The sequence below is a fragment of the Shewanella sp. 553 genome (genome assembly GCF_059338375.1).
The window spans coordinates 3,744,399-3,757,668 of the sequence record NZ_CM181701.1 but is presented as its reverse complement, the minus strand read 5'-3'; the positions used below and the strand labels follow the sequence as shown (position 1 = coordinate 3,757,668).

Genomic DNA, 13,270 nt, shown 5'->3' with positions numbered 1-13,270 from the left:
GATGGAGAACCTTAAAACGTGGTGGAACGGGTTAATTTTACGTGAGCAGCAGTTGGTTGCCACCTGTGGTGTGGTCTTGATGCTAGGCGTGCTTTATTGGGGAGTTTGGACACCAATAAGTGAGGCTGAGCAGGATGCCGAGCGGGCATTACAAGCTCAGCAAGCCACGTTAACTTATGTAAAACAGACTGCCAATAAGATAGTGGCACTACAGAGTGCTGGCGGTAAAAAAGCTTATTCGGGCAGTTTAAGTGCCACAGTGACTCAGACCGCCAAACGTTACGGCTTAGAAATCACTCGGATGCAACCACAAGGGCAAAAAATTCAGGTGTGGATGGACGAAGTGCCATTTAACAGCTTGCTAAGTTATTTGAGCGATCTGGTACAACAGCAAGGTTTATCACTGGACAGCATCGATTTGGCACAAGCGGATACGCCAGGTCTGGTTAAAGTGCGCCGCATCCAATTCTCTCAGTAAACAAGGTTTTAAGGTGTTGTAGTGAGTGTAGTGAAAAAGATAATCATAGGTGTGGTCTTATATTGTGGCTTTATGCTGGTCCTGTTTCCGGCCAGTGTGGCCTTGCAGCTGGCGCCGCTGCCCCAAGGGATCAGTGTCAGCGGGGTGTCGGGCACCATTTGGTCGGGCAAGGCCAGTTTAGTGGCGCTGCAACAGCGCCAACTTGAGTCGGTGCAATGGCAATTAAGCCCGTGGGGACTGTTGTCCGGCAAGGCCAATATCGATTTTGCCATTGGCAGCCGAGCGACGGCGGTTAACGGTAAAGGCCAAGTGTCTTTGTCTATGTCTGGGATCAATGCCCAAGGGCTGCGTTTTGAAGCGCCAAGCGCTTTTCTTATCGGCAAGACGCGTCTACCGTTTCGAGCCGAAGTGGATGGTCACTTTAGTTTAATCGTGCAGCAGCTGGAACAAGGCTTACCTTGGTGTGAGCAGCTTAACGGCAAGTTGTTTGTGCAGCAGTTGCAGGTGAATAACCAGTTTGGCAAATATCCGCTAGGCAATATTGAGCTGGGGTTAAGCTGTGTGGATGGCAATATTCAATTAGCCACCGATGAGACCATGAATGCGCTTGGGCTTACAGGTAATGCGTTACTTAAAGATAATAAGCAGATCACGCTGAGTGCCAAGATAAAAGAGACGCCCGCACAACCTGAAGATCTCAAGCAGGCGCTAAGTTTCTTAGGTAAACGTGACAGCCAAGGTTATTATCCGATTAGCTTTCAAGGGCGCATCCCAGGGATCTAGCGCTAATGGGTCAATAAAAAAGCACCTTAGGGTGCTTTTTTTGATCGTCTATGGGTCTTTAGCGATTAGCCATCTTGGCCAGCACGCGCTGACGATAGTCTAATAGGCTAAACACGCCAAACAGCAACACGGCGCCATAGTCGACCTTACCCAGCGGCAACAAGGGGCTAAATAGGCGATGAAAAATCAGTAGCTGCACGCAATGCATCACCACTGTGAGCAATAATAACAGTGATAGCAGTTGGCTTATTGCACCGTCTATTGGCATCAGCAGGTTATACAGCATCAGCAACCAGGTGCACAAAGTGATGGCTTTACCCGCTAAAATCAATGCTTTCATTATGCGTCGCTCACCTCAGGCTGATACTGGTATAGACGGTAGATCACTTGTCCGGCTTTTTTTTCTTTTAGCTGTACCCAGTCGCTAGGCACAGTGAGGGCGCTTAACTCGCTTTCGGTTTCGACATAAATTTGCGCATTATTATTCAGCCATTGGTGCTCACTGAGTCGCGTAATGGTCTGTTGGGCTAACCCTTTGCGAAATGGCGGGTCGATAAAAATAATATCAAACCCTTGGCTCGGCGCTTGTTGCAGTAGCGCAAGCGTATCGCCCTGCACGACTTCGGCGCAGTCACATTTGAGAGTGTGCAAATTTTGTTGTAGTTGCTTTGCGGCACTCGTTTGTAACTCAAACACTCTAGCGTAGGCAGCGTAGCGTGATAGTGACTCTAAGCACAGCGCACCACTTCCACCAAAGCAGTCGAGTACCCGAGCACCTGCAATATCGCCCGATAACCAGTTAAATAAGGTTTCTCGTACCCTGTCTGTCGTGGGACGCAATCCCTCAAGATCGTGAATGGGTAAACGTCGTGAACGCCATTGGCCTGCAATAATGCGTACTTGCCCACTTAAGGGTTTATTTTTAGCCATCTTATACCTGTCAATTTACGGATAGCTTTAGCGATGATTTGGCCTCACCGGAGAAAGTGATAGACTGTGACGCTAAATTGAAGTGGCCATTTTAACGCAAAGCAGTTAAAAATGGTGAAAAGCCGCCGACATTAGCTAAAAATGCCGCACTTTGCTGCGTATTTGGACTCGCTATCTGGTTATAATAACGAGCACAAAACGACTTCATACCGAATTTTAAATCAGTTAGTTGAGTACTGGTATTACCCATGGCAAAAAAAGGTTTTTTTTCTTGGTTCCGTAAAGACAAATCGAAAGAGGATGTCGCGGCACCCGAAGCAGAAGTAACATCTCAAGTTGAAGCTGAGGCGACACAGCCCGAAGCCGAGCGCATCGAAGCTGATCGCCTTGCTGCAGAGCAGGCTGAAGAGGCGCGTATTGAAGCCGAGCGCATTGAAGCAGAACAAATTGCACAGGCATTAGCCGCCGAGCAGGCAGAACTTGCTCGTATCGAAGCTGAGCGTATTTTGGCCGAGCAACAGGCGCGTTTAGCCGCCGAGCAGGCAGAACTTGCCCGTATCGAAGCTGCGCGCATTGAGGCCGAGCAACAGGCGCGTTTAGCCGCCGAGCAGGCAGAACTTGCCCGTATCGAAGCTGCGCGCATTGAGGCCGAGCAACAGGCGCGTTTAGTTGCCGAGCAGGCAGAACTTGCCCGTATCGAAGCTGCGCGCATTGAGGCCGAGCAAGAGGCGCGTTTAGTCGCCGAGCAGGCAGAACTTGCCCGTATCGAAGCTGCGCGCATTGAGGCCGAGCAAGAGGCGCGTTTAGTCGCCGAGCAGGCAGAACTTGCCGGCATCGAAGCTGCGCGCATTGAGGCCGAGCAAGCCGCTCCCGTCGCAGATGGACCCGAGCAGCAACCTGAGCCGCAACAAAAACCGACTAAAGAGGGCTTTTTTGCCCGCCTTAAGCGTGGCTTGAAGCGCACCAGCGAAAATATCGGTAGTGGGTTTGTCGGCCTGTTCAAAGGCAAAAAGATCGATGACGAGTTGTTTGAAGAACTTGAAGAGCAGCTATTGATCGCCGATGTCGGGGTTGAGACCACGACGCGCTTAATCTCCAGCCTCACCGAACAAGCGAGCCGTAAGCAACTTAAAGATGGCGAAGCCCTGTATGAGTTGATGCGCGAAGAGATGCAAAAAACGCTTGAACCCGTGAGCGTGCCCTTAGTACCAGAAAACCCCGATGGGCCGTTCGTCATCTTAATGGTTGGCGTTAATGGTGTGGGTAAAACGACCACTATCGGTAAGTTGGCTAAACAATATCAGAAGCAGGGCAAATCGGTAATGCTAGCAGCGGGCGATACCTTCCGCGCCGCCGCCGTTGAGCAACTGCAAGTGTGGGGCCAACGCAATAATATTCCCGTTATCGCTCAGCACTCGGGGGCCGATAGTGCCTCGGTGTTGTTTGATGCCTTACAAGCGGCTCGCGCTCGTAATGTCGACGTGTTAATTGCCGATACCGCAGGTCGACTGCAAAATAAAGCCCACCTAATGGATGAGTTGAAAAAAGTCGTGCGGGTGATGAAAAAGCTAGATGAGTCGGCACCTCACGAGGTGATGCTGACCCTCGATGCCAGCACAGGCCAAAACGCCATCAGTCAGGCGCAGCTGTTTAAAGAAGCCGTTGGTGTTACAGGCATTACCATTAGTAAACTCGATGGTACCGCGAAGGGCGGGGTTATCTTTGCTATTGCCGATAAATTTGGTATTCCTATCCGTCACATCGGTGTGGGTGAGCAGATAGACGATTTGCGTACGTTCGATGCCAAGGATTTTGTCGACGCCTTGTTTAGCCAAGAGGGCGAAGAGACGACATAACCGCTATCGCACCTCGCAGTGAAACGGATTTGAGTATGCAAAATATTGCATTCATCAACTGCGTGGATTGGGCTGATATAAGATAACGTATCGCCGTCAATGATTGGCGGCATCAATAATTGGGTAGCTATGATTCGATTTGAGCAAGTTAGCAAAATTTATCCAGGTGGACAAAAGGCACTCACCGATGTGAGTTTTCATTTAAAACGTGGAGAAATGGCGTTTTTAACCGGTCACTCGGGTGCCGGTAAAAGCACTTTGCTCAAGTTGATCAGTGTGATCGAGCGCGCCAATGGCGGTCGAGTCGCTATTAATGGTCATGACATTGCCAAAGTTAGGCCTAAAGATGTGCCTTATTTGCGGCGCGATATCGGCATGATCTTTCAAAATCATCACCTGTTGATGGACCGCAGTGTATTTGACAACATCGCCTTGCCGTTGGTGATTGAAGGCTTTGCCCTGCATGAAATTAAAAAGCGGGTATTGGCCGCCTTAGATATGGTGGGCCTTTACGGTAAAGAGCGTCATTATCCCATAATGTTGTCGGGGGGTGAGCAGCAGCGTGTCGGTATTGCCCGAGCGATTGTTAATAAGCCGCCCTTGTTGTTAGCCGATGAACCTACAGGTAACTTAGATCCTAAGCTGTCGATGGACATTTTACGTCTGTTCGAAACCTTTAACGATTCGGGAACCACGGTGTTAATTGCAACTCACGATCTTGGCCTTATTGCCCGCATGAAGTACCGCACTTTAACCCTCAAGCAGGGGAGGGTGATTGGTGGTGATGAGCTGGCGACGCCTCAAGCCTTTAACGGATAAGCAGGCAATCGAATATGGATAAGCAACCTCAATTAGTCCGCAGCAAGCTTCCCTTTACGGGTCGCATCGTGATGTTTTTTATTCGTCATATTCAACATGCCATGGGCAGCATGGGCGAGTTATGGCGTAATCCTATCTCCTCGTTAATGACCATGGCGGTATTGGGCGTGAGTTTAAGCTTACCCGCGGCGTTACAAGTGCTGGTAAAAAACGCTGAGACCATTACCCAATCCTGGAACAGCGCCGCTGAGATCTCACTCTTTATCGATGAAGGACGCAGCGAGCGCTCTATTCAAAGCTTGATCACCCGTATAGGTGCGTATCCTGAAGTCAGTGGGGTCAACTATATTAATCGCGATCAAGCACTGGAGGAGTTTCAGCGGTTATCTGGTTTTGGTGAGGCGATAGCTTATCTGGATGATAATCCGCTGCCAGCTGTGGTCACGGTAACCCCAGATATCAAGCACGCCAGCCCCAATGGTGCACGCGCCTTATTAAAAAAGCTGGAGTTAGAGCCTGAAGTGAGCTTTGGGCGGCTCGATATTGAGTGGCTAGAACGATTACAAGCGGTGGTGAGATTGCTTGAGCGAACCGTCTTGGCTATTGCGCTATTATTAGTCTTAGCCGTGGTATTAGTGATAGGCAATACCATACGTTTGGCCATTATGAATCGGCGCACCGAAATTGAAGTGATGAAATTAGTCGGCGCCACAGAGAGTTTTATTCAACGGCCCTTTTTATACACCGGCATCTGGTTTGGTGTCATCGGCGGCATCTTAGCGTGGATCATTATTAATCTGTTGGTGTGGTATCTCGATGGCGCTCTAGCTGAACTACTAGGGCTTTATGGCAGTACATTAACGATGCAATCGCTGACGCTTACCGAATTAGGCCAACTGGTCTTATTGGCGTCCTTCTTAGGCTGGTTAGGCTCCTATCTGTCGGTAAGACAACATCTGCGCGCCATCGAACCTTCTTGAGTGACATCCCGCTGAGCTTGTGGCTTTTATGAACTAAATTTCACTTGAACTGTCTATAGTTCCGGGTGAAATTAGCCCACGTTAAGCGGTGGTATTGACATATACTGTCAGATAGTGAATAGTTCGTCAGCTTGCCTCTGCGTCAAAGCTTACTGTGTATCAGAGCGACCAGAGACGGCAACCTGCAATAGGTATTCAAGCGTCATAAAGCATTTATAGCGTTAAATTTTTGCAAGATAAGAGGTAGGAGAGCGTTAATGACAAGTCAAACGCAATCAATGTCACTAATGGTTCCGCAAAGCAGCGGTAGCTTAGAGGCTTATATTCAGTCTGCGCATAACATTAGCATGTTAGAGCCACAGGAGGAGTATGAGTTAGCCAAGCGTCTGCAAGAGACGGGTGACCTTCAGGCGGCAAAGCAATTGATTATGTCTCATCTTCGTTTCGTTATTCATGTGGCCAAAGGCTACTCTGGATATGGTTTGCCACAAGCAGACTTAATTCAAGAGGGCAACATTGGCTTGATGAAAGCGGTGAAGCGCTTTGACCCTGATGTGGGTGTGCGTCTTGTCTCGTTTGCAGTGCATTGGATTAAAGCTGAAATCCATGAATATGTACTTAAAAATTGGCGCATCGTTAAAGTTGCGACCACAAAGGCACAGCGTAAATTGTTCTTCAATCTACGCAAAGCCAAAAAGCGTCTTGGTTGGTTTAGCGATGAAGAGGTGACTATGGTCGCCGAAAATCTGGGGGTATCTAAAGCCGATGTGACCGAAATGGAATCACGTATGGCGGCGCAAGACCCAGCATTCGATCTTGCCAGCGATAACGACGACGAGCAAGATTATTCACCTGTGCATTATCTTGAAGATCACTCTTCAGATTTAGCCTCACAGGTTGAAAATGCTAATTTAGAAGCCGATAACCAAACACGCCTGTTGGCGGCCATCAAAACCCTTGATGAGCGTAGCCAGCATATTCTACAGGCGCGTTGGTTAGACGACCAAAAAACCACGTTGCAAGAGCTTGCGGCGACGTATCAAGTGTCTGCAGAGCGTATCAGACAACTTGAGAAAAACGCCATGAACAAGCTTAAAGCGCGCATGGAAATGTAAGCTGAGACCTGACGTGATAAAAACCTGCCACTTGGCAGGTTTTTTTATGCCTCAATGTTGAGCTCAGGTGTCTTGTCTTCATCCCATGATTTATCTGGTTATGCTCGGTGAAACTATGCCCTTGTAGCGACTTTAAGTCATCTCTGCCTATCACGCTGTGAAGATCTCCCACCGATTTAAAACAGGCTATTAATAGTATTGCTATGAATTATTGCCGCTTTATTTAGAGCTTAATTGTTTAGGCTTGGATTATGCAGGCTGTTTTTTCGATAAGAGATCATCTTAATAATATTATTTTTGCTGTTTTAATACTCATGCTTATGATATTCGTTCTCATTTATGTTTTTTTTAATTTAATTAAATGGTGTTGTGTAGGGTTAAAATAGTTCAATTATATGAGGGATTATTTTCAAATTTAGATCTGGCTCAAACACATATATATAGTGCACCTTAACGCTTGTAACTTACAGCTAACCATTCAATATCAACTCAAATATCATGATGTAACGCGATTAAATTTAAGTTATTGTTTGTTATCTTCTTTTTATCTATCTCAGTGTCTGCTGTTAATAAGATTCATTCTCGATAGCAGAGTGTTGCAGATCACATAACCAATCTTTTTTAGAGTTTATTAGCGTTTTTCAATTGCTAATTTTAACAACTCACATATTCGACTAGGCTTTAATTATATTGGCTATCTTTGCAATAACGATAGCACCATAAAAATTAACTCATGGTTAATTAGGGTAGGGTCATATAAATATGAAAAAAATAATCACCGCATTCACTGTTGGGATTATTTCAATATTGAGTCTGGTCGCAAGTGTCCAGGCCACTCCTTGGGATAATTTATCGAGTGAACAGCTTGAAGCAACATTAGTAGACAAGTTTTCTGCTGGGGAGTATTCCACCAAAGGAGCGGATTCTTGCCTGATGTGCCATAAAAAAAATACTAAGGTGATGGCCATTTTTGATGGTGTTCATGGCGACATGAGCAACAGCACATCGCCTATGGCAGGTTTGCAATGTGAAGCCTGTCACGGCCCCATAGGTAAGCATAATCGTGGCGGCAAAGAGCCCATGATCCATTTTGGTCCCGATAGCAAGTTGTCTGCTGCTAGCCAAAACAGTGTGTGTCAGGGCTGTCATAACGATCCCAAGCAGATGGCGTGGCATAACAGCACCCATAACCTTGCAGAGGTCGCGTGCAGCGATTGTCATAATGTCCATAGCGCGAAAGACCCAGCTCTAGATCGCCTCACGGTCAACGATACCTGCACTTCGTGCCATACCCGCACCAAAGCCGATATGCATAAGCGTTCATCACACCCAATGCAATGGGATCAGATGACCTGTATTGACTGTCACAGCCCCCATGGCTCCATGACGGAAAGCGCATTAATCAAGCCAAGCCTGAATGAAACTTGTGCCGAGTGTCATGCCGATAAACGCGGCCCATTCCTATGGGAACATGCGCCAGTGATGGAGGACTGCTCAAGCTGTCATTCGGCCCATGGCAGTGTCAACGAAAACTTACTTAAGTCCCGTGCGCCGCAGTTGTGCCAACAATGTCACGCCGACGATGGTCACGCCAGTCGCGTTAGCTCTCAGGCAGGTCTAGATGCATTTAGTGCTGGTAAAAGTTGCCTCAACTGTCACAGCAAGATCCATGGTTCTAACCATCCTGCTGGCAGCAACTTTGCCCGTTAAGCTTTGGAGTGAGTATTATGCGTTCAATTAACCCTTTTTCATTAAACCTGATCACTCTGGCTTTGCTTTGTTCAGGTACTAGCGCCTTGGCGGCCGATTTTGGTATTCAACATGCCAATACCAGCGCCATCAACCAAACCAGTTATCAGTGTAAACGTTGCGTCGAACCTCAAGGTCACAGTGGTAGTGTTGGCGTGAGCGTGGGTGTTATCGATGCCGATGACAACCATGCCATCAATCAGCTTGGCACCGATACCGATGGCGCTGTCGCTGGGCTTAACAGTGATGTGGCCTATCAAGGCAGTGGGTACCGCGCCAATGTACAGGCGCACCAGCTCGGTATGGATAACGGCTTTATCCAGATGCAAGCGGGCAAGCCTGGTCAATATAAGTTTGATTTAGATTATCAAACGATCACCACCAATCATGGTAGCAATGCAGCCACCAATCTTTGGCAAAACAACGGCATGCTGACCCCAAGCGAGCAGACTCGAATGCTGGACCTTGAGCTGCAAAGACAGCGCAGCGGCATCGGCTTTGAGTATGACTTTGCCTCAGTATTGGGATTAGGGCTAAGCAGTTATGCCCGCTATAACCATGAAGAGAAAACCGGGCATCGCAGCGCCAGCTTAACCAGCCCAAGTCCCATCAATTTTGCGAACGCCGTCGATGAAACCACAGATAAATTCAGCGCTGGCGTGGTGCTGGATGGCAACAACTGGTTGTCAGAGCTGAGCTATCACGGTTCACGTTACGACAATAATCTTGGCAACCTGAGTTTGCCTTATGCCCCCGATGTGTATAGCGCCACCCCAGATAACCAAGCCCACCAAGTGGCGTTATCGGGCCAGTACCGCTTGGCATCAAGTGTCTTTAGTGGCCGTGTGGTGACGGGTCGTATGATCCAAGATCAAGATTTAGTGCAGATGAGTGGCAACCCCATCCAAAACTGGGATGGTCAAGTCGACACCCTTAATACCCACTTAGCTGCGACCACCCGAGTGAGTAATCGCTTACGTCTGGGCGCCAGTTACGATTACAGCAAACGCGATAATCGTTCATCGGTATTTGATTTTGCCCAGTATGAATACAACCCAGTATCGGGGGCGTTTAAGCAAAATACCCCTATGGATATCGATCGCCAAACGCTGAAAACCGATGCCAGTTATCGCATTGCTAGCGGCTATCGCCTGCAAGCGGGTTACAACTATAAGCAGGTCGAGCGCAGCTACGGAGAACGCGAAGAGACCCGTGATAACGAGTTGTGGAGCAAGTTAAACATTCGCGCGATCGATAAGCTGATCCTTGACTTTGGTGTGAGCTATAGCGATCGAGGCGGCAGTGATTATCAAGCCAATGAACTGACCAGCGAAGAGAGTGAGTCCTTGATGCGCAAGTATCATCTTGCCGACCGTCAGCGCAGTGAAGTCAACGCCAGAGCCAGCTACACCCCGCTCACCTGGTTAACCTTCGATGCAAGTACTTACTATGCCAATGATGATTACAACGCGACCGACATCGGGCTGACTCAAGCACAAGATTATGGTTATGACGTTAATGTGCATGCTCAAGTCACTCAGCCGCTCGCCGTGTACGCCTTTGCTGGCCAGCAGTGGATTGATTCAGACCAAAGTGGCGATCAAGCCTCTGTTTGGCAAGCCGAAATTAAGGATGAATTCATTAACTTGGGTCTAGGTGCCACCTACTCAGGCTTGATGCAAGACAGATTAACCTTAGGTGTCGATTACCTATTTGCTAACTCTGACAGCAACACCGGCGTCAATGGCTATAGCAGCGACAACTATGGTGCGTATTACTCCTATAACCACAGTGTGAGCTTATATGGGCAATACCTGTTATCGCCACAAATGGCATTAAAGCTGGCTTACCAGTACGAACGTTATTTTGATACCGACAGCGCTTCGGTCACCCCCGATAGCATTGCAGGTTTAATCACCTTGGGTGACCTGAACCACAACTATAACGCCCATCAACTGATGTTGACCTTCAGCTACAAGTTGAAGTGAGTCGATTCAGTTATTTAATAAGTTTGAGGAAAACAAGATTATGGAACGTAGAAGTTTCTTAAAAATGAGCGCTGCACTGGGCTGCGCAGCAACCGTAACCGGCTGTAATTCCAGCTCTGATGATGCCAATGTAGTTCCGCCAACGCCACCAGTGGGTGATGAGCAAATCACTTGGTCTTCATGCTTGGTTAACTGTGGTTCAAACTGCCCAGTCAAAGTTTTCAGTCGCGATGGTGTGATCACCCGCGTTGAAACCGATCATGACATTACTGATGGTGACGACATCTATCAAGTACGCGCCTGTGCACGTGGCCGTTCACTGCGTCAACGTACCTATGCGGTTGACCGTTTAAAAACCCCAATGAAGCGTGTAGGTAAGCGTGGTGAAGGTAAATTTGTGCCTATCACCTGGGATGAAGCTGCCAAGACGATTGGTACCACATTAACCTCGGTGATTGCCGAGCATGGTAACAAAGCCATTTTCCGTAGTTACGGTTCGGGTGCTTACTATGGTTTTGCCTCCAATGCTTGTTTTAACCGTTTACTCAACTTAAACGGTGGCTGCCTAAATGCCTATGGTAACTACTCTTGGGCGCAGCAGATGGAAGCTGCTGCTCATACTTTTGGTACCGGTAGTACCAGTGGTTCTTCCACTGTGACCTTGTCAAACAGTGACTTTTTATTAGGTATCGCCTACAACCCAAGCGAAATCCGTCAGTCTGGTTCGGGCGAAGGGTACGATTACTTAAAAGCCCTGCAAAAATCGAACGGCTTAAAAGTGGTGATGATTGACCCACGTTACACCGACTCCATGTTAGGCAAAGAGTCGAAGTGGTTACCCATTCGTCCCGGTACCGATGCCGCACTGGCCGAAGCGATTGCATACCAGATGATAAGCACAGGTTGGGTCGATGCGAATTCACTCGACTTTATCAATCAGTTTACCGTCGGTTATGACGCCGCTTCGATTGCGGCGCAACAAGCGATATTTGCCGCCAGTAGCGATAAAAAAGAGCAAGAGTACGCTCAGGTGATGAACCCTGACGACAACTACCGTGACTACATCTTAAGTGCAGGCATTTATGCTGGCCAACCGTTGAAAACGCCGGAATGGGCAGAAAAGATCACCGGCATTCCCGAAGCGCAAATCAAGCAAATTGCCGATGATTTAATGGCATCGCAGCGCCCTTATATCGTGGTTGGCGCTGGGGTTAACCGTCAAGCTAACGGTGAGCAGAGCATGCGTGCGCTTTATATGCTATCGGTATTAACCGGTAAGCTGGGTAACTTGGGTGCCTCTAACGGTGAGTTGCCATTTATGAGCGGCATGTACCGCGCGGGCATTCCGGCGGGCTCAAATCCAGTGAAAGAATTCATCTCCTTCTTTACGTGGAGTGAGGCGATTCACAACGGCAAAAACATGACGGCGCGGACCCACGGTATTCGTGGTACCGACGACTTAGATACTCCACTTGGCACTAACATCAAGGTGATTATCTCTGCTTCAGACAGCTCGTTACTGAACCAGCACGCCGAGATCAATAATACCGCCGACATCTTACGTGATGAATCGGGTGTTGAGCTGATTGTTAGCTGTGATTGTTGGATGACGCCGGGCGCTAAATTTGCCGATATTATCTTGCCTGATACCAGCTGGTTAGAGTCAAACGATCTGGTGAACGACTCTTATGCATCAGGTGCCTTGGGTTATATCACTGCCATGAAGTCGGCTATTGATCCTATGTGGGATTGTAAGTCTATGTACGAAGCGGCAGCGTTAATTGCCAAGTATATGGGCTGTGAAGCCGAGTTTACCGAGGGTAAAACGGAAGCCGAGTGGCTTGAAGAGCTGTATCAAAAAACCAAAGACAGCAGCAGAAACTTAGGCGTGGTCCCAGCGTTCCCAGCCACTTACAAAGAAGCCCAGGCGATTGGCTTCTTCCGTAAAAACATGAACGACAACCACGTGGCACTGCAAAGTTACATTAAGGGTGGCGAAGCACTCGGCACCCCAAGTGGCAAAATTGAGATCTACTCTGCCGAGCTTGCATGGCGTGCGGCTAACTGGACTCAAGAGAACAGTGCGCAAAATCCGACTGGCATCAAAGGTGACGTCATCACGCCTATCCCGCAGTACACAGTAACCTGGGATGGTTATGAAGATGAAGACACTAAGGTGGATTATCCAATCCAGTTATCCGGTTACCACACTAAGGGGCGGACACACTCAAGCTATCACAACGTGCCTTGGCTGCGCGAAGCGGTAGAGGATGCGGTATGGGTTAACCCCATGGACGCTACTCTGCATGGCTTAAGCTCGGGCGATAAGATTGAGATGTACAACCAGCGTGGGTCGATTGCCGTGAAGGTGCGCGTTACCCCACGTGTGGCACCAGGGGTATTTGCTCTGGGTCAAGGCGCTTGGTATAGCCCAGGTAACACTGTCGGTAGTACAGGCCATACGCTAGACGAAGGCGGCGCAATTAACTCGCTGACTCGCTATCAGCCGAGCCCTGTTGCTAAAGGTAACCCACAGCACACCATCCGTGTTGCCATTAAAAAGATTTAAGAG

General features: G+C 48.4%; 11 protein-coding genes. 9 read left to right on the top strand and 2 right to left on the bottom strand.

Going from position 1 to position 13,270, the window contains the following annotated elements; genetic code table 11:
- Position 1: 1 nt before the first annotated feature.
- Together AC5YBZ_RS16590 and AC5YBZ_RS16585 are read left to right on the top strand one after the other, a co-directional pair.
- Positions 2 to 478, top strand: coding sequence for a type II secretion system protein M (locus AC5YBZ_RS16590; protein WP_494543221.1), 477 nt, complete (start codon positions 2 to 4; stop codon positions 476 to 478).
- 21 nt (positions 479 to 499) lie between these two features.
- On the top strand, positions 500 to 1,261 hold the full coding sequence (locus AC5YBZ_RS16585) for a type II secretion system protein N (protein WP_494543220.1): 762 nt from the start codon (positions 500 to 502) through the stop codon (positions 1,259 to 1,261).
- A gap of 58 nt (positions 1,262 to 1,319) precedes the next feature.
- Here the strand turns inward: AC5YBZ_RS16585 and AC5YBZ_RS16580 are convergent, their stop codons facing one another.
- Positions 1,320 to 1,601, bottom strand: a complete 282-nt coding sequence (locus AC5YBZ_RS16580) for a DUF1145 domain-containing protein (RefSeq protein WP_494543219.1) — start codon at positions 1,599 to 1,601, stop codon at positions 1,320 to 1,322.
- Positions 1,601 to 2,191, bottom strand: coding sequence for a 16S rRNA (guanine(966)-N(2))-methyltransferase RsmD (gene rsmD / locus AC5YBZ_RS16575; RefSeq protein WP_494524097.1), 591 nt, complete (start codon positions 2,189 to 2,191; stop codon positions 1,601 to 1,603). Before rsmD ends, AC5YBZ_RS16580 begins: the two co-directional genes overlap by 1 nt.
- A gap of 248 nt (positions 2,192 to 2,439) precedes the next feature.
- Here rsmD and ftsY point away from each other — a divergent pair, with 248 nt between their 5' ends.
- The 7 genes from ftsY (at position 2,440) to AC5YBZ_RS16540 (ending at position 13,267) form a co-directional block, all read left to right on the top strand.
- Complete coding sequence (gene ftsY / locus AC5YBZ_RS16570; RefSeq protein WP_494543218.1) at positions 2,440 to 4,047, top strand: signal recognition particle-docking protein FtsY; 1,608 nt, start codon at positions 2,440 to 2,442, stop codon at positions 4,045 to 4,047.
- Positions 4,048 to 4,176: 129 nt separating this feature from the next.
- Complete coding sequence (ftsE, locus tag AC5YBZ_RS16565) at positions 4,177 to 4,866, top strand: cell division ATP-binding protein FtsE (protein ID WP_494520622.1); 690 nt, start codon at positions 4,177 to 4,179, stop codon at positions 4,864 to 4,866.
- Between the two features lie 14 nt (positions 4,867 to 4,880).
- Positions 4,881 to 5,846, top strand: coding sequence for a permease-like cell division protein FtsX (gene ftsX, locus AC5YBZ_RS16560; protein ID WP_494543217.1), 966 nt, complete (start codon positions 4,881 to 4,883; stop codon positions 5,844 to 5,846).
- A gap of 257 nt (positions 5,847 to 6,103) precedes the next feature.
- Positions 6,104 to 6,961 (top strand): RNA polymerase sigma factor RpoH, encoded by an 858-nt coding sequence (gene rpoH / locus AC5YBZ_RS16555; RefSeq protein ID WP_475515585.1) that lies wholly within the window; start codon positions 6,104 to 6,106, stop codon positions 6,959 to 6,961.
- 762 nt (positions 6,962 to 7,723) lie between these two features.
- Positions 7,724 to 8,671, top strand: a complete 948-nt coding sequence (locus AC5YBZ_RS16550; RefSeq protein WP_494543216.1) for a DmsE family decaheme c-type cytochrome — start codon at positions 7,724 to 7,726, stop codon at positions 8,669 to 8,671.
- 17 nt (positions 8,672 to 8,688) lie between these two features.
- Complete coding sequence (locus AC5YBZ_RS16545; protein WP_494543215.1) at positions 8,689 to 10,698, top strand: MtrB/PioB family decaheme-associated outer membrane protein; 2,010 nt, start codon at positions 8,689 to 8,691, stop codon at positions 10,696 to 10,698.
- Positions 10,699 to 10,738: 40 nt separating this feature from the next.
- Complete coding sequence (locus AC5YBZ_RS16540) at positions 10,739 to 13,267, top strand: DMSO/selenate family reductase complex A subunit (RefSeq protein WP_494543214.1); 2,529 nt, start codon at positions 10,739 to 10,741, stop codon at positions 13,265 to 13,267.
- Positions 13,268 to 13,270: the final 3 nt, after the last annotated feature.